Consider the following 15,486-nt stretch of genomic DNA (forward strand, 5'->3'; position numbering starts at 1 on the left):
GCTCTATCATCTTGGCAAGAAAGGAGGTTTGCATGAGCGTGGAACTGAAATGGGCACTGCTGACCGCATCTGGCGCATTGGCCATGATCCTGACTATCTGTGTGGCATCCGTCGGTCTGGCGTAATGCCCAAGCTGCAGCATGAACCGGCCCTCTGGCCGGTTTTGCTTTTTGGGGGAGTGCAGATATGCTGACCCACCCCTGCTGAATTGAGATAGTCCAAGATGACCAAGGTACGCCCACGCTCCCTGCTGCAAGTGGTATTGATGGGGTTTGTTCTGGTGTTGATGCCTTTGGGCGGCATGATCTGGCACGACAGCCAGTCCCTCGAACACCTCAGCCAGTTGACCAGCGACGAGCTGGAACGGGCAGTGCGCGACACCCGTCGAGCGACGCTGCTGACCACCCAAGCCATTGATCTTGAACGTACTCTTCGTCGCTATGCGGTGCTGGGAGATGAGCGCATCCTGGCCAGTTATCAGCAGCAGCTGGCGAGTTATCGCAGCCTGCTGGCCGCTCACCAGAGTTCCATCCCGGATGCCGAGGCTTACACGGGTCTCGAGCAGGCGCTCGCCTGGCTCGACAGCCTGCAGGATCTCGCCCGCGCCAAGGCCGAGTCAAACAGCCCCAAATTTGATGAATTTAATCAGGTTAATCAGCAGCTTGAGATTATCACCCGCAGCCAGGTAGACGAGCATGTCAGCCGGGTGCGGGCGACCATCGCCGCCCTGATGACGGAGATCTGGTGGGTCAGCGGTTTCGTGGCGGTGCTCAGCCTGCTGCTGGTGCTGCTGTTTACCTATCTGATCATCCACCCGGTGCGTCAGATTGAGTCGCGGATCTTGAGTCTGGGGGCCGGCGTGGAACCGGACAAACGCCCGGTGGACGGGCCGGCCGAACTGGTATTGCTGGGGGAGCGGATCGTCTGGTTGCACGATAAATTGAAGGAGCTGGAGCAGCAGAAATACCAGTTCCTGCGCCACGTTTCCCACGAGCTGAAGACCCCGCTGGCGGTGCTGCGGGAAGGGGCGGATCTGCTCTCCGAGCAGCTTGTAGGGCCGCTCACCCCGGATCAGCAGGAGATTTGCCAGATGCTGGAGGAGAACAGCCGCCGGCTGCAGACCCTGATCGAACGGCTGCTCGACTTCAACCGGCTCAGCCAGCAGGAGGTGTTCACCCTGACCCCGGTGGCGCTGGCGCCCCTGCTGTCAGAATTGTCTGCAGAGTACCGGCTGGCGCTGGAATCCAAACAAATCAGTGTACACTTGCCGACCGATCCGATCACCCTGCAGGCCGAGCCATATCGCTTGCGGCTGATCCTCGATAATCTGTTCTCCAATGCGGTCAGCTACGGCGCCAGCGGCGGGCAGATCTGGATCCGCGCTGGGCAGGATGGCAACGGCAGCTGGCTGGAGGTGGCCAACGAAGGGCCCGCGATTCCGCTGGCTGAGCGGGAGCGGATCTTCGAGCCCTTCGAGCAGGGCAGTATTGTGCGCCAGGGGCTGCTGAAAGGCTCAGGCATGGGGCTCTCCATCGCCCGGGAATCGGCGATGAGCCTTGGCGGCGAGTTGGTATTGGTTGAAGATGAACAGGCGGATGTCTGTTTCCGGTTGACGTTGAAGTGAAGCCCAAGATGAAACAATGTGTTGTTCCGGTATTGATGATGAGCCTGCTCACAGGCTGTTCCCTGCTGCCAGCGCGTGACCCGGCGGCGTCGCCGGATCTCGCCCTCGCCAAACGGATGGAGTTTGCCAACAAGGAGATGCAGGTGCGCCTGCAATACTCGGACTGGCTGCTGGCCAGCCATGCCCAGCAGCGGGCCCAGGAGCGCCAGCGTCTCAAGGGGGCGACCGATATCGAGAGCCGGGTCAGTCTGGCCATGGTCAACACCCACCCCTCCGAGTCGGTGGCCAGCCGGCGGGCCGGTCTGGACAAGCTCAAGAGCCTGCTGCCGGAGCTCGGGCTGGATGCCCAGGCCTTCTTGCGCAGCTGGATCGCCCTCGGCGAGGAGCTGCTGGCCCGCGACAGCCGGCGCGACGATCAGAGTCAGGAGGTGCAGCGTCTGCGCCGCCAGATCGAGCAACTCTCCGCCATCGATGATCAACTCAATCAGCGCAAGCTGAACGGCAATGGCGAGGCGCTGAAATGAGTCGCATCCTGCTGGTCGATGACGATGCCAGCCTGCTCAAGCTGATGAGCATGCGCCTGCGCAGCCAGGGCTATGAGGTGGATACCGCCGACAGCGCCGAAGGGGCGCTGGACCGGCTGCGCCAGCAACGGGCCGATCTGGTGCTGAGCGATCTGCGCATGGCCGGCATGGACGGGCTGGCGCTGTTCGAGCGGATCCAGTCCCAGTGGCTGGGGCTGCCGGTCATCATCATGACCGCCCATGGCACCATTCCCGATGCCATTCAGGCCACCCGCTCCGGGGTGTTCAGTTTTCTCACCAAGCCCATCGACAAGGATGAGCTGTTCGCCACCATAGAACACGCGTTGAGCCTGACGCGCCCAAAGCAGCGACAGGATTGGCAGTCGCTGATCCTGACCCGCAACCCGCAGATGGAGCAGTTGCTGATCCAGGCTGGCAGCATCGCCGCCATGGAAGTGCCCGTGCTGATCATGGGCCCTTCCGGTTCCGGCAAGGGCGTCATGACCCAGGCGCTGCACCAGGCCAGCAGCCGGCGTGACAAGCCGCTGCATGTCATCAACTGTGCCGCCCTGCCGTGGGCGGCGCTGGATCTGCAGCTGTTCGGTGAGGATGGCCAGTCCGGCCTGTTTGAACAGGCCAAGGGAGCGACCCTGTTTCTCGACGAGATAGGGGACCTGTCGGAATCGCTGCAGGCCAAGCTGCTGCAGGTGTTGCAGGAGTACGGCCAGGGCACGCCCGAGGTGCGGGTCATCAGCTCCAGCCATCAGGACCTGGTGGCGGCGATGGAGGAGGGGCGCTTTCGGGAAGATCTCTTCTATCGGCTCAACGTGGCCAACATCACCTTGCCCCCCTTGAGCGCCCGCAGTGAAGACATTCCGCTGCTGGCCAGGCAGGCGCTGGATGATTATCGCAGCCGCCACGGCGACTGCGCTGCCCTCGGCTTCTCGCCGGAGGCGCTGGCCCTGCTGGCGGCGGCGGGTTGGCCCGGCAACGTGCGCCAGCTCTGCAGCGTGGTGGAGCAGCTGGCCAGCCTCTGCTGCAGTCCGGTGATCGGTGCCGCCATGGTGGAGTCTGCCCTGAGTGGCGGCATCCCCTCCTTCAACGAGGCGCGGGCCGAGTTCGAAAAGGAGTATCTGATCCGGCTGCTGCGCACCACCGAGGGCAATGTGACCCTGGCGGCCAACATGGCGGGCAGAAACCGCACCGATTTCTACAAGCTGTTGAATCGGCACGGCATCGAAGCCGCGAACTTCAAGTCGAAGGGATAAATGACAGAGGGGCGGCCCGTCGATGACGGACCGCCCCTCTGGTTTCAGACCGGATCGGTCACATCGCCAGGATCAGGCCGGGTCGGTGACGCCCGCGGTGGCCTGGGTTTTCTGGGTTTTATGGGAGAGCCAGAGGCCGCTCGCCTTCATCAGGTAGCCAAACAGCGCACCAATTACCAGCGACGGCAGGATCAGCCGCCACTCCCCCGCCGCACCGAAGGTGGCGCAGCAACCGGCGAAGGTGCCGGGAATGTAGCCGAGCCACTGCTGCTTGGCCTGCACGCACATCAGGGTGGCCACCACCCCGGTCATCAGGTAGCCCGCCACGCCGGCGCCCCACCAGGCGTCGCCATGGATCAGCAGCAGGGCCCACAGCATGCCGCTGGCATTGCACAGCAGGGTCTGCAGCAGCGCCTTGTAGCCGCCGCTGGAGGCAAAATAGCTGGTGCAGCCGAGGAAGCCGACCCAGGAGATGAGGCCGAGGGTAACGGCGACCCAGCCCCAGACGGCGGAGAGGATCCCGGTCGTGATGGCGATGGCGATCAATGGGCTCATGGCGTGACTCTTCAGTAGTGAAATTCGGAAAAAAGGGAGCCTACCCCGCACAAGAGGGGCGGCAAGCAGGGGCGGGATTGTGTGTGATCTCCATCACTCATTTCAACTCAGGAATACGCTTGCGCTCGCGAAAATATTTCATGGTGAGGCGCTGGCCCCTGCTCCATAGTTAGAGGCCCTGTCCTGCTCATGGAGTGAGTCTGATGGTGCCAAATGTGATCGTTCCCCTGCTGGTGTTCGTAGTGCTGTTTCTGGTCGGAACCATGGCCAAGGCACTGCCCCTCTATCAATTCATGTAATTTTCCGTGAAATAAAACTCGGCCGGGGCGGGTCTTATGATTGTTACCCTCATCGCCCCGGGAGTTTTTCCATGTTGCTCAAGCGCCGCTCTGCCCACCACCTCACCGAACAGGATGTCACGCCGGAAGCCGTCTATCAGGATCGCCGTCTGATCCTGAAAGGGCTGGGGCTCGGCGCCGCCACCCTGGCGTTTCCGACCCAGGCCGGAGTGCTCGATCTCTTCTCTGGCGACAAGCCGGCGCCGGTCGCTACCCGGGCGCTCAACATCCACGCCGCTACCCGGCCGGAGGGGGTGATCCTCACGCCGGAGGAGAAGGCCACCACCCACAACAACTTCTACGAGCTCGGCACCGACAAGGGGGATCCGGCCCGCAACGGCCACTACCTCAAGCCCGAGCCCTGGACCCTGAAGGTGGAAGGGGAGGTGGCCAAGCCGTTTACCCTGGACGTGTGGGATCTCATCAACAAGAGCACGCTGGAGGAGCGCATCTACCGGCTGCGCTGCGTGGAGGCCTGGTCCATGGTGCTGCCCTGGAGCGGCATCGCGCTGGCGGATCTGATCCACCGGGCCGAGCCTACCAGCCGCGCCAAGTTCGTGGCGTTCGAGACTCTCTATGATCCGGAGCAACTGCCGGGACAGGCGTCGCGCTCCCTCGGTGGCGGCATCGACTACCCCTATGTCGAGGGGCTGCGCATCGACGAGGCGATGCACCCGCTCTCCTTCCTGGCGATGGGGCTCTACGGCAAGGCGCTGCCGGCCCAGAACGGTGCGCCGATCCGGCTGGTGGTGCCTTGGAAGTACGGCTTCAAGAGCATCAAGAGCATCGTCGCCATCCGGCTGGTGGAGGAGATGCCGCCCACCACCTGGAACCTGCTGGCCCCCAACGAATACGGCTTCTACGCCAACGTCAATCCGGCGGTGGATCACCCGCGCTGGAGTCAGGCCAGCGAGCGCTTCATCGGTGAGGGGGGCATCTTCGGGGCCAAGCGTCAGCCGACCCTGCCATTCAATGGCTATGCCGATGAGGTGGCGTCCCTCTATCAGGGCATGGATCTGCGCAAGTGGTATTGAGACGAGAGGAGCTGACACCATGACTCTGCGACTGACGGCGCGTCACATCACCCTGCTGCGGGCGCTGGTACACCTCGCCTCGCTGGGGTTTCTGCTCTGGCTGCTGGTGGCCGTGCCCGGCGGCCTGCTGGGAGGGGATCCGGTGCAGGGGCTGACCCACTATCTGGGCAAGGGGGCGCTCAACCTGCTGCTGCTCACCCTGCTGGTGTCGCCGCTGGCCAAACGCTGGCGGCAGGGGCAGCTCATCAAGCTGCGCCGCCCGCTCGGGCTCTGGTGCGCCGCGTGGGCCGGTCTGCATTTCATGGTCTGGCTGGGGCTGGATCTGCAGTTCGACTGGGGGCTGATTGGCGGCGAGCTGGTCAAACGCAGCTATATAGTGGTGGGGATGGTGGCGCTGCTGTTGCTGCTGGCGCTCAGCCTCACCTCGATCCCGGCCCTGCTGCGGCGCATGGGGCCGGCCTGGCAGAAGCTGCACAACTGGATCTACGCGGTGGCCCTGCTGGTGCCGGTGCACTACTGGTGGTCGCTCAAGAGCGGCTGGCAGGAGCCGCTAATCTATCTGCTGCTGGCCTGCGCCCTGCTGGTGCCGCGCCGCGACAAGCTGCTGCGTCCCTGGCGCCGGCTTCGGCCGCAGAAACTGAGGGAGGCATGAGGCCGGCTGTGCGCCGTCCCGACAACCCGCAATAAAAAAGAGGCCTAGTCGGCCTCTTTTTTGATGTCACCCGTATGGGCGTCCACCTGGAGTCGTACCCGTTGTCCCTGGGCATCCAGGGTTTCCACCTCGAATTTGTCCCCTTCCAGCTCCACTTCCCGAATGTCGTGATACCCTTGGGCCACCAGCAGTTTGACCAGCCCGGCCATGTCGAGACGGCTCTCGGCCGCCCAGCCGAGGGTGGAGAAGAGGCAAAGGATCAGCAGGAAACTGCGTCGGATCATATTCATTCCGGATTCATGGCTGGCAGACTATAAACGGCATTATGTTAGGTTTTGGGAGATGAATCATCCATGAATAGAGCCCTGTCTCTGCTTGGGTTGCTGCTGCCGGCACTGGCACAGGCGGCCACGCCGAACGAGGCCTTGCTGCAGCAGGCGGTCAGCGAGGGACGGGTGCGCCCCTTTCATGAGGTGATGGAGGTGGCTTCCCGCCTGCCGGTACGGGTGCTGCGGGTCGATCTGGGGGAGGAGGACGGCATCTGGCTGTACGAACTCAAGCTGATCGACAGCGAGAACAGCGTCATCAAGGTGGGCTATCGGGCCGACAACCTGGAGATGGTGTGGCTCAAGGGTCATCATCTGGAGCGGCTGTTCGAACCGCGTCCGCCCCCGGAAGAGGAGTGATGGAGTGAGTCCGCGAACGCACCGCCATCCGGTTCGTTCCCCAACCGCCGCCGGTACCGGCACAACCCTGCTTTGGATACCCATTTATGCGAATTCTGATAGTTGAAGATGAGAAGACCCTGGCGGGCCAGCTGGCGGAGCAGCTGCGCCTGTCCGGTTTCGTGACCGACCTCTGCCACGACGGCAACGAGGCCGGTTTTCTCGGCGAGACCGAGCCCTACGATGCCATCATTCTGGATCTCGGTCTGCCGGGCCGCGACGGCCTGAGCGTGCTGAAGGAGTGGCGCAGCAAGGGGATCGACACCCCGGTACTGGTGCTGACCGCCCGTGGCCAGCTGCACGAGAAGATCGAGGGGCTCAACGCCGGGGCCGACGACTACCTCACCAAGCCGTTCCAGGTGGCCGAGCTGGTGGCCCGGGTCCATGCCCTGGTGCGGCGGGCGGCGGGCAACGCCAGCTCGATCCTGGAGATCGGCGGGGTGCGGCTCGACATGGCGGCGTCCCAGGTGTGGTACGAAGGCACCCCCATCAAGCTGACCGCCCACGAGTTCCGGGTGCTCGGTTATCTGATGCAGCACAGGGGCAAGGTGGTGTCGCGCAGCGAGCTGATCGACCACATCTACGCCCAGGATTTCGACCGCGACTCCAACACGGTGGAAGTGTTCATCGGCCGGATCCGCAAGAAGACCCACTCCGATCTCATCGAGACGGTGCGCGGTCTCGGCTACCGGATCAACGAATGAGCCGGCTCTTGATGCCCTCTTGTACCGGAGCGGCTGAATGAGGCTGGTGCGTACCCTGCGGGGGCGGTTGGTGGTCATCGCCATGGTCTGGTGCGGCCTGTTCCTGTTCGCCACCGGCTTCAGCCTGCAGACCATGATGCGCAACTACTGGCAGGAGGCTGAGGCCGACGGCTTGCGCCTGCAGCTCTACGATCTGCTCTCCCGCCTCGAGATCCAGCCGGATGGTCTGCCGGTGGTCACCGAACCCATGGCCGACCCCCGCTTTCGCCAGCCCTACTCCGGTTACTACTGGCAGCTGGAGTTGGGGGAGAGCGTGGTCAGCCGCTCCCGCTCCCTGTGGGATGTGCACCTCGACGTGCACGGCCTGAAGTCGGCCTTCGGCGATCCGGATCTCTTCGTCGGCAAGGGGCCCAACAAGGAGCCGCTGTTGATCATGACCCGCACCGTGCTGCTGCCCGGTTCGGATCGGGTGTTCACCCTGGTGATGGCCAAGGACAGCAGCGCCCTGACTCAGACCCTGAAGAAGACCCGCATCAGCCTGTTCCTCGGCCTCGGCTTTGCCGCGACCGGGCTGGTGCTCGGCTTCATGTTCCAGATCGTCTACGGCCTGCGGCCGCTGCACCTGTTGCGCCGCGAATTGAGCCGGGTCCATCAGGGACATCAGGAGGGGTTCAGGCTGCGCTATCCGCTGGAGATCCAGCCGCTGGTGGAGGACATCAACCGGCTGCTGCACCACTATGGCGAGCTGCTGCAGCGGGCCCGCTCCCACACCGGCAACCTGGCCCACGCCCTCAAGACGCCGCTCAGCATCATGCGCAACCAGGTGGCCCAGCTGCCGCCGGAGGATCAGGCCGCCCTCGGCGAGCAGCTCGATCAGATCCAGCGCCACATCGACTACCACCTCGGCAAGGCGCGAGTGACCGGTGCCGCCAAGATCCTTGGGGTGTCGACCCCGGTGCGGGCGCGGGTGGAGTACATCTGCCGCGCCTTCTCCCGCCTCTATCCGGGCCGGGAAGTGGACCTGCAGGTGCCGGCCACCCTGGCGGTCGGGGTGGAGGAGCAGGACTTCGACGAGATGGTGGGCAACCTGCTGGAAAATGCCTTCAAGTGGTCGGCCGGCCGGCTGCGCATCTCCAGCGCCGAGCTGGGGGGCTGGATCACCCTGCGCATCGAGGATGACGGCCCCGGCATGAGCGAGGATCAGATCGCCAAGGCGGTGCTGCGCGGGGTGCGCCTCGACGAGAAGGTGCCGGGTTCTGGGCTGGGTCTCAACATCGTCTCCGATCTGGCGGAAGCCTACCGCGGCAGCCTCATCATGGGGCGCGCCGAGCTCGGCGGGCTGGCAGCTTCTCTCTCGCTGCCCAAGGTGGCAAGAGTGGAGAGCTAGGCATAAGATATGGCACCTGTTTTAGCCTGAGGAAGAGAACCATGACCGATGATCCATGGGCACTGTGTCACCTCGACGATTCGTTCGATGCCTCCGTGCTGGGCACCAAGGGGGCCCAGATCCAGTGGTTTGAGGATCGCGACAGCCTGATTGCCTTCCTGCTGGAAGATTTCGTCGACCTGCTGGCCGACGTGGGCGAGCTGGATGAGGATCAGACCGAGCGGGCGCGTGAGCGCTTCACCCTGCTGGTGGAGCAGAGCTTCGACGATCGCGGCCTGATGGACGCCATCAACGATCTCGCCTCCGGCCTGCGCCGCATCGCCTGGCTGGGGCCGCTCTCCGAGCTGGCCGAGCTGAGCGATGACTTCGCCTCCGGCCTGCGCCGCTACTTCTGGAGCCAGTACGACGGGGATGAAGATGACCCGGATGCCTGGGTGCCGGAAGAACTCTGGCCTCAGCTGGTGGAGTGTGCGGAAGAGTACATGGTGGAAGGTGACTTCTGATTCAGAGTCCTTGTCCGCGCTCTGGCTGCAAAGCGGGTGGAGTATCCGGAAGAGTAGATGGTTGAGGGTGACTTCTGAGTCACACCACAAACCGAGATAAGAAAACGGCGCCTTGATGGCGCCGTTTTTGTTGCTCAGTCCTCTGCTCAGGCGTTGGCCGGCACCGCGTGGGCGGTGTTGACCGGGGCCGGGCCCTGGTACTTCTCGATCTGCAGCTGGGCCATGTGGCCGCAGTTGCCCTGCGCCAGGCTGGAGGTGCCCTCGTCGAAGGTGAGGCAGTTGACGTTGCCGTTCTTGCACAGGCTCCCCGCCTCGCCCGGTTTGGCCGGATCGAACCAGGCCCCTTCGCACACCCGCACCACCCCGGGGCGGATGTCGGTCGAGAGCAGGGCTCCCACCAGGATCTGGCCGCGGTCGTTGAAGGCCCGCACCAGATCGCCATCCTGGATGCCGCGTACCTTGGCGTCGTCCGGGTGGATCAGGATCGCCTCGCGATCGGCGACGGCGAACTTGTCCCGCAGCGGGGTGTTGTCGAGCTGGGAGTGCAGCCGCTGGGTCGGGTGGGAGGTGTTGAGCGACAGCGGATAGCGGGTCGCCTCCTTGCTCTTGATCCACTCCTTGGGCTCATACCACTTGGGATGGCCGGCGCAGTCGGCATAACCCATGCCGGCCACCGTGCTGGAGAAGATCTCGATCTTGCCGGACGGGGTCCCGAGCGGGTTGAGCAGCGGGTTCTCGCGAAAATCGGCGTGACGGATCCACTGGCGGTTCGCCTCGGGCACCGGGAAGCGGATGTAGTTGTTGGACTCCCAGAACATGTTGAACGGCGGCAGCGCCACCCGGGCGCCGCGGGCCTGGGCGGCCATGCCGTCGTACATCTGCTTGAGCCACAGCATCTCGTCCTTGCCTTCGGTGTACTGCTCCTGCAGGCCCAGCTTGGCGGCCACGTCGCGGAAGATGTCGAAGTCGTTGCGCGCCTCGAACTGGGGCGGCACGCACTGGTGCATCGGGAACACGTAGCGCTGGGAGTAGTCGCCGCCCATCTCCAGATCGTTGCGCTCGTAGCTGGTGGTGGCCGGCAGCACGATGTCGGCGTGCTTGGCGGTGGCGGTCCAGTAGGGCTCGTGCACGATCACGGTCTGCGGCTTGCGCCAGGCCTTGACCAGGTTGTTGGTGTCCTGGTGGTGGTGGAAGGGGTTGCCGCCCGCCACGTAGACCAGCTTGATGTCCGGGTAGGTCACCTTGCGGCCGTTGAAGTCGATGGTCTTGCCGGGGTTGGCCAGACAGTCTGCGATGCGGGCCACCGGGATCGGCGCCGGCCCGTTCTTTGGCGCATTGCCGGCGGAGATGCCCGCCAGGATGCCGCCCTTGGCGGTGGGGCTGCCACCGGAAGAGTAGTGGTAGCTGAAGCCGTAACCGCCGCCCGGCAGGCCGATCTGGCCCAGCATGGCGGCCAGGGTGACCAGCATCCAGTTGGGCTGTTCGCCGTGTTGCTGCCGCTGCATGCCCCAGCCCGCCATGATCATGGTGCGCTTGGACGCCATGTCGAGGGCCAGCTGGCGGATCACCTTGGCATCGACGCCGCAGATGGTGCTCGCCCACTCGGCGCTCTTCGGCTGGCCGTCTTCCTGGCCGAGCAGATAAGCGAGGAACTTGTCGAAGCCGGTGGTGTAGCGGTCGAGGAAGGCCTGATCGTGCTTCTGCTCGCTGTAGAGGGTGTGGGCTACCCCCAGCATCATGGCCACGTCGGTGTAGGCGTTCGGCGCAATCCACTCGGCCCCCGCTAGCTTGGCGGTTTCGTTGTAGACCGGGTCGATGCTGATGATGCGGGTGCCCTTCTCCTTGAGCGCCTTGAAACCGGCCTGACCCTCGTGATCCGGCATGTTCCAGCTGTTCTTCAGGGTGACCTGGGCGTTGACCCCCCACAGCACCACCAGTTCGGCGTGCTCGATGACGTTGGGCCAGGCAGTCTGCTGCTCATACACCTCGATGGAGCCCATCACGTGGGACATGATCACCTGGGCGGCACCGGCGGAGTAGTCGCCGGCATAACCGGTGAAGCCGCCCGCCAGGTTCATCAGGCGGTGCAGCAGGGTGCGGCTGTTGTGGAACATGCCGACGCTCTTCCAGCCGTAGGAACCGGCGTGGATCGCCTGCGGGCCGAAGTCGCTCTGTACCCGGCCTATCTCGCCAGCCACCAGGGCGATGGCCTTCTCCCAGCTCACTCGCACCCACTCGTCGGCACCGCGCAGTTCGGGCTTGGCCCCCGGGCCCTGTTCCAGCCAGCTCTTGCGCACCATGGGGTACTTGATGCGGTTCTTGGCGTGGACCTGGAACGGCGCCATGTCGATGAGATCGTTGGGGGCCGGATCATCGGCCACCGGCTGGACCCGTACCATGCGGCCCTCTTCGACGATGGCCTCGAAAGCCCCCCAGTGGGCGCCGGTCAGGATGCCTTTCTGGGCGGGCACCAGGGTCGGGAACTGTTCAAGCGCCGTGCTGATGGCCTGGGCCAGCGCGCTTTTCGGGAAGACGCCGGCCAGCAGCGGCAGGGCGGCGCAGGCGCCCAGCCCCTTGAGCAGGCTGCGGCGGGAGAGATTGGTTTGCTTATCGGTAAAAAAAGTCATGACGATTTCCTCTGTGCCAGCCTTAGTGCGCCGCGTTCATGTCACTGGCATGTTTCTGGACGTATTGGGTCAACATGCGTGCCTGTTCCGGGGTCAGGGAGGTGCGTGATTCCATCCCCTTGATGACGCCGATCCACTGGTTGGCGTTGAAGTGATCCAGTGCGGTGAGGCCGTGGCAGCCGGTACAGTTGTTGGACATCAGGGTGGAGGCGTACTGCCACAGCTTGCCCTGATCGCCGATGAGCTGGCTCTGATCCACCCAGGCGGTCAGGCTGACCTGATGCCAGGTGAGGTTGGTGGCGCTGTCGGTTTCGCTCTTGCCGGTGGTGAGCTGCGCCTTGGCCTTGTCGCCGAGCAGGGTGCTCAGGATGCGCTTGCCGGGGGCGGCGTAGAACACCTCGCTCACCCCGTCCTGCTGCCAGCCGTCGATGCGCACCTGGGCGCGGCCGTTGTCGTTGGCCAGCACTTCCACCTGGGTGGAGGGCATCAGGGTGCCTTCGTCGGTCTTGGCGCCGGCATCCAGATAGAGCGGGGTGGTGGCGATGGCGTAACGGGTGGTGACGCTGGCCGGGGTCTGGGCGGCGGCTTGCGCCAGCTCGCTGGCACCGGCGGCGGCCAGGCCGCTCATGTCGGGCATGATGTGGGCGACGCCGCGGTGGCAGTCGATGCAGGTCTGGCCCTCCTTGATGGCGACCGGGTGCTCGGCACGGGCGTTGGGGCGCTGGGCCAGGATGTCCATGGCTGCGTAGCTGTGGCAGCTGCGGCAGGTGGCGGAGTCGTTGGCCTTCAGCTCGTCCCACACCGACTGTGCCATGCGCAGCTTGTGAGCCTCGTATTTCTCAGGCGTGTCGAGGGTGCCGATCGCCTCGTGATAGATATCTTTCACGGCGCGGATCTTGGTCCACAGATAGGAGGTGGGATCACCCGGAATGTGGCAGTCGGCGCACTCGGCACGGATGCCCTTCACGTTCTGGAAGTGGACGCTGCCCTGATACTCGGCCAGCGGGGTCTGCATGGAGTGACAGGAGACGCAGAACTCGGTGGAGCTGGTCTTGTGCATGACGGTCACCGTGACCCCCAGCGCTGCAACGCCTAGGAGGGCTCCGAGCAGCAGTAGCCAGAACCAGGTTTTTCTCAACAATTTTCCAAGCATGACGGCGTTTTCCTACGATCAAATATTACCAATATAGTAGTATCCACGGAGAGGTAGTTGATTGACCTCTATCATGATTTATATTTTGTATTGTTATTTTAAATGCATTTATTATTTTGTAATTTATCATTTAATTGAATTTAATTTAACTTCCTGCGATTTTACCGTCTTTTTTGTCCTCGTTTGAATCATGGTCAGCTTGGGCCTGCCATCCACCACCCGGCGGTGCTGTGCACCCGCCCGCCACTCCCTCTCATCGCTCCTGCCTCGGCAAGGGCCTGTCGCCTCGCGCCTGCGGAGGGCTTGGGCTTTGCCCGGGGCCCGTTATATACTGTTCACATATACAGTATTCAGGTGTTTGCCATGCGACTCTTCATCGCCGAGAAGCCCAGTTTGGGACGTGCCATTGCCGACGTGCTGCCCAAGCCCCACAAGAAGGGGGACGGTTTTATCGAAACCGCACAGGGGGATGTGGTGACCTGGTGCATCGGCCATCTGCTGGAGCAGGCCGAGCCCGATGCCTATGACGCCGCCTACAAGCAGTGGCGCATGGAGTCGCTGCCCATCGTCCCGGCCCAGTGGCAGCTGGTGGCCAAGCCGAAGACCAAGACCCAGCTCACCGTCATCAAGCGGCTGATCAAACAGGCCGACTGCGTGGTCAACGCCGGTGACCCGGACCGGGAGGGGCAGCTGCTGGTGGACGAGGTGATCGATTTCCTCGGCTACGGCAAAACCAGGCCGGTGCTGCGTTGTCTCATCAGCGATCTCAACCCGCCGGCGGTGCGCCGTGCCCTCGACAAGCTCAGAGACAACAAGGAGTTCGTGCCGCTGGCGGTGTCGGCGCTGGCCCGCAGCCGGGCCGACTGGCTCTACGGCATCAACATGACCCGGGCCTATACCCTGCTTGGCCGCAAGGGGGGTTGCAGCGAGCTGCTGTCGGTCGGCCGGGTGCAGACGCCGCTGCTGGGGCTGGTGGTACGGCGGGATCTCGAGATAGAAGCCTTCGTGCCCAAGCCCTTCTTTGAGGTGCTGGCCCATCTACAGACCGAAGGTAACGAGCGTTTCAGCGCCAAGTGGTTGCCCTCCGAGGCCTGTCTGCCCTGGCAGGACGAGGAGGGGCGAGTGCTCAACCGGGCGCTGGCCGCCAAGGTGGTGGAGCGGATCCAGGGCCAGCCCGCACTGGTGGAAGAGGTGGAGGAGCAGGCCCGCAAGCAGGCGGCGCCGCTGCCCTACAACCTCTCCAGTCTGCAGATCGATGCCGCCAAGCGGTTCGGCATGGACGCCAAGCGGGTGCTGGACATCTGCCAGGGGCTCTACGAGCGCCACAAGCTGATTACCTACCCGCGATCCGACAGCCGTCATCTGCCGAGCGATCACTTCAACCGGGCCGGCCAGGTGCGGGAGGCCATCGCCAGCACGGCGCCGGCGCTGGCCAAGGCGGTGAGCGAGGCGGACGGCAAGATCCGCAGCAAGGCGTGGAACGACAGCAAGGTGGATGCCCACCACGCCATCATCCCCACCGAGAAGCAGGGCAACCCGGCCACGCTGGGGGCTGACGAGGCGAGGCTTTACGGCCTGATTGCCCGTCAGTACCTGCTGCAGTTCTACCCGCCGTTCGAGTACAACGACAGCAAGGTGCTGCTGCGCATCGCCGGCGGCCTGTTCCAGGCCAAGGCGCGGCGGATCCTCAAGGCGGGCTGGAAGGCGCTGCTCGGGGTGGAGGAAGATGATGAAGAGGAGGCGGGGACCCTGCCGGCCCTGCGCAAGGGCGAGCAACTGCTGTGCGAGCGGGGGGAGCTGCAGGAGAAGATGACCCAGCCGCCCAAGTCATTCACCGATGCCACCCTGCTGGCGGCCATGACCGGCATCGCCCGCTACGTGCAGGATCCCGAGATCCGCAAGACCCTGCGCGAGACTGACGGCCTCGGCACCGAGGCGACCCGGGCGGGCATCATCGATCTGCTGTTCAAGCGCCGCTTTCTGGTGCGCCAGGGCAAGAGCATCAAGGCGACTCCGACCGGGCGGGCTCTCATTCAGGCGCTGCCTGCCACGGCGACCACCCCTGACATGACGGCGCTGTGGGAGCAGCATCTCGGCCGGATTGCCGAGCGGCAGACGAGCTATCAGCAATTCATGGGGCCGCTGACCGAGCAGTTGAACGGCCTGATCGACGGCGCCAGACAGGATTCGGGGGCCGGCTTCAGCGCCCTGCCCAAGGCGGCGCCCGGAGCCGACAAGCGCCGCTTCACCAAGCGCAAGAGTCCGGCTGCTGGTGGCGCTGCGCCTCGCAAGAGTTCAGGCAGAAGTGCAGGCAGGAGCACGGGCAAGCGAACGACCAAAGGCCAGGCGGCCTGACCATTGGGTGTCGGCAAGAAAAAAAGAGAGGGGCATG

General features: G+C 64.1%; 15 protein-coding genes. 11 read left to right on the plus strand and 4 right to left on the minus strand.

Going from position 1 to position 15,486, the window contains the following annotated elements:
* Window positions 1-32: 32 nt before the first annotated feature.
* The 4 genes from cydH (at window position 33) to PG899_RS16675 (ending at window position 3,416) form a co-directional block, all read left to right on the plus strand.
* The gene (cydH, locus tag PG899_RS16660; protein WP_143238958.1) at window positions 33-125 is read left to right on the plus strand and encodes a cytochrome bd-I oxidase subunit CydH; all 93 of its coding nucleotides are present in this window, start codon (window positions 33-35) and stop codon (window positions 123-125) included.
* A gap of 98 nt (window positions 126-223) precedes the next feature.
* Window positions 224-1,624, plus strand: a complete 1,401-nt coding sequence (locus PG899_RS16665) for a sensor histidine kinase (RefSeq protein ID WP_011707724.1) — start codon at window positions 224-226, stop codon at window positions 1,622-1,624.
* 8 nt (window positions 1,625-1,632) lie between these two features.
* On the plus strand, window positions 1,633-2,148 hold the full coding sequence (locus tag PG899_RS16670; RefSeq protein WP_011707723.1) for a hypothetical protein: 516 nt from the start codon (window positions 1,633-1,635) through the stop codon (window positions 2,146-2,148).
* On the plus strand, window positions 2,145-3,416 hold the full coding sequence (locus PG899_RS16675) for a sigma 54-interacting transcriptional regulator (RefSeq protein ID WP_270697511.1): 1,272 nt from the start codon (window positions 2,145-2,147) through the stop codon (window positions 3,414-3,416). Before PG899_RS16670 ends, PG899_RS16675 begins: the two co-directional genes overlap by 4 nt.
* 72 nt (window positions 3,417-3,488) lie before the next feature.
* Here PG899_RS16675 and PG899_RS16680 read toward each other — a convergent pair whose 3' ends face one another.
* Window positions 3,489-3,971 carry a DUF1097 domain-containing protein gene (locus PG899_RS16680; protein ID WP_011707721.1) on the minus strand — a complete coding sequence of 161 codons (483 nt, stop codon included), beginning with the start codon at window positions 3,969-3,971 and terminating at the stop codon, window positions 3,489-3,491.
* A 370-nt stretch (window positions 3,972-4,341) separates the two neighbouring features.
* Here PG899_RS16680 and msrP point away from each other — a divergent pair, with 370 nt between their 5' ends.
* Both msrP and msrQ read left to right on the plus strand, forming a co-directional pair.
* On the plus strand, window positions 4,342-5,343 hold the full coding sequence (gene msrP, locus PG899_RS16685) for a protein-methionine-sulfoxide reductase catalytic subunit MsrP (RefSeq protein ID WP_077095689.1): 1,002 nt from the start codon (window positions 4,342-4,344) through the stop codon (window positions 5,341-5,343).
* A gap of 19 nt (window positions 5,344-5,362) precedes the next feature.
* Window positions 5,363-5,995 carry a protein-methionine-sulfoxide reductase heme-binding subunit MsrQ gene (gene msrQ, locus PG899_RS16690; protein ID WP_041216789.1) on the plus strand — a complete coding sequence of 211 codons (633 nt, stop codon included), beginning with the start codon at window positions 5,363-5,365 and terminating at the stop codon, window positions 5,993-5,995.
* Window positions 5,996-6,039: 44 nt separating this feature from the next.
* Here the strand turns inward: msrQ and PG899_RS16695 are convergent, their stop codons facing one another.
* Window positions 6,040-6,285 (minus strand): PepSY domain-containing protein, encoded by a 246-nt coding sequence (locus PG899_RS16695; protein WP_077095688.1) that lies wholly within the window; start codon window positions 6,283-6,285, stop codon window positions 6,040-6,042.
* A gap of 63 nt (window positions 6,286-6,348) precedes the next feature.
* On the opposite strand from PG899_RS16695, the gene PG899_RS16700 reads away from it, so the two are divergent.
* From PG899_RS16700 to PG899_RS16715, 4 genes are all read left to right on the plus strand, one after another.
* Window positions 6,349-6,681 (plus strand): PepSY domain-containing protein, encoded by a 333-nt coding sequence (locus tag PG899_RS16700; protein ID WP_011707718.1) that lies wholly within the window; start codon window positions 6,349-6,351, stop codon window positions 6,679-6,681.
* A gap of 86 nt (window positions 6,682-6,767) precedes the next feature.
* Entirely contained in the window at window positions 6,768-7,424 is a 657-nt protein-coding gene (locus PG899_RS16705; RefSeq protein ID WP_011707717.1) for a response regulator transcription factor, read from the plus strand.
* A gap of 37 nt (window positions 7,425-7,461) precedes the next feature.
* A complete protein-coding gene (locus tag PG899_RS16710; protein ID WP_005306363.1) occupies window positions 7,462-8,811 on the plus strand; it encodes a sensor histidine kinase in 1,350 nt (449 codons plus the stop codon).
* A gap of 41 nt (window positions 8,812-8,852) precedes the next feature.
* Window positions 8,853-9,314, plus strand: a complete 462-nt coding sequence (locus PG899_RS16715) for a hypothetical protein (RefSeq protein WP_010635837.1) — start codon at window positions 8,853-8,855, stop codon at window positions 9,312-9,314.
* A gap of 146 nt (window positions 9,315-9,460) precedes the next feature.
* Here the strand turns inward: PG899_RS16715 and torA are convergent, their stop codons facing one another.
* Together torA and PG899_RS16725 are read right to left on the minus strand one after the other, a co-directional pair.
* On the minus strand, window positions 9,461-11,941 hold the full coding sequence (gene torA / locus PG899_RS16720) for a trimethylamine-N-oxide reductase TorA (RefSeq protein WP_077095687.1): 2,481 nt from the start codon (window positions 11,939-11,941) through the stop codon (window positions 9,461-9,463).
* Between the two features lie 22 nt (window positions 11,942-11,963).
* Window positions 11,964-13,094: a NapC/NirT family cytochrome c gene (locus PG899_RS16725; protein WP_039212972.1), complete on the minus strand. Its 1,131-nt coding sequence runs from the start codon at window positions 13,092-13,094 to the stop codon at window positions 11,964-11,966.
* 363 nt (window positions 13,095-13,457) lie between these two features.
* Between PG899_RS16725 and PG899_RS16730 the strand changes: the two genes are divergently transcribed.
* Complete coding sequence (locus PG899_RS16730; protein ID WP_077095686.1) at window positions 13,458-15,449, plus strand: DNA topoisomerase III; 1,992 nt, start codon at window positions 13,458-13,460, stop codon at window positions 15,447-15,449.
* Window positions 15,450-15,486: the final 37 nt, after the last annotated feature.

It is taken from the genome of Aeromonas sp. QDB39 (assembly GCF_027707585.1).
Lineage (GTDB): Bacteria > Pseudomonadota > Gammaproteobacteria > Enterobacterales > Aeromonadaceae > Aeromonas > Aeromonas hydrophila.

Bases quoted from the DNA above. Each gene is read 5' to 3' on its own strand.
- cydH (WP_143238958.1), top strand. From the start codon at position 33: ATGAGCGTGGAACTGAAATGGGCACTGCTGACCGCATCTGGCGCATTG.
- PG899_RS16665 (WP_011707724.1), top strand. From the start codon at position 224: ATGACCAAGGTACGCCCACGCTCCCTGCTGCAAGTGGTATTGATGGGG.
- PG899_RS16670 (WP_011707723.1), top strand. From the start codon at position 1,633: ATGAAACAATGTGTTGTTCCGGTATTGATGATGAGCCTGCTCACAGGC.
- PG899_RS16675 (WP_270697511.1), top strand. From the start codon at position 2,145: ATGAGTCGCATCCTGCTGGTCGATGACGATGCCAGCCTGCTCAAGCTG.
- PG899_RS16680 (WP_011707721.1), bottom strand. From the start codon at position 3,971: ATGAGCCCATTGATCGCCATCGCCATCACGACCGGGATCCTCTCCGCC.
- msrP (WP_077095689.1), top strand. From the start codon at position 4,342: ATGTTGCTCAAGCGCCGCTCTGCCCACCACCTCACCGAACAGGATGTC.
- msrQ (WP_041216789.1), top strand. From the start codon at position 5,363: ATGACTCTGCGACTGACGGCGCGTCACATCACCCTGCTGCGGGCGCTG.
- PG899_RS16695 (WP_077095688.1), bottom strand. From the start codon at position 6,285: ATGAATATGATCCGACGCAGTTTCCTGCTGATCCTTTGCCTCTTCTCC.
- PG899_RS16700 (WP_011707718.1), top strand. From the start codon at position 6,349: ATGAATAGAGCCCTGTCTCTGCTTGGGTTGCTGCTGCCGGCACTGGCA.
- PG899_RS16705 (WP_011707717.1), top strand. From the start codon at position 6,768: ATGCGAATTCTGATAGTTGAAGATGAGAAGACCCTGGCGGGCCAGCTG.
- PG899_RS16710 (WP_005306363.1), top strand. From the start codon at position 7,462: ATGAGGCTGGTGCGTACCCTGCGGGGGCGGTTGGTGGTCATCGCCATG.
- PG899_RS16715 (WP_010635837.1), top strand. From the start codon at position 8,853: ATGACCGATGATCCATGGGCACTGTGTCACCTCGACGATTCGTTCGAT.
- torA (WP_077095687.1), bottom strand. From the start codon at position 11,941: ATGACTTTTTTTACCGATAAGCAAACCAATCTCTCCCGCCGCAGCCTG.
- PG899_RS16725 (WP_039212972.1), bottom strand. From the start codon at position 13,094: ATGCTTGGAAAATTGTTGAGAAAAACCTGGTTCTGGCTACTGCTGCTC.
- PG899_RS16730 (WP_077095686.1), top strand. From the start codon at position 13,458: ATGCGACTCTTCATCGCCGAGAAGCCCAGTTTGGGACGTGCCATTGCC.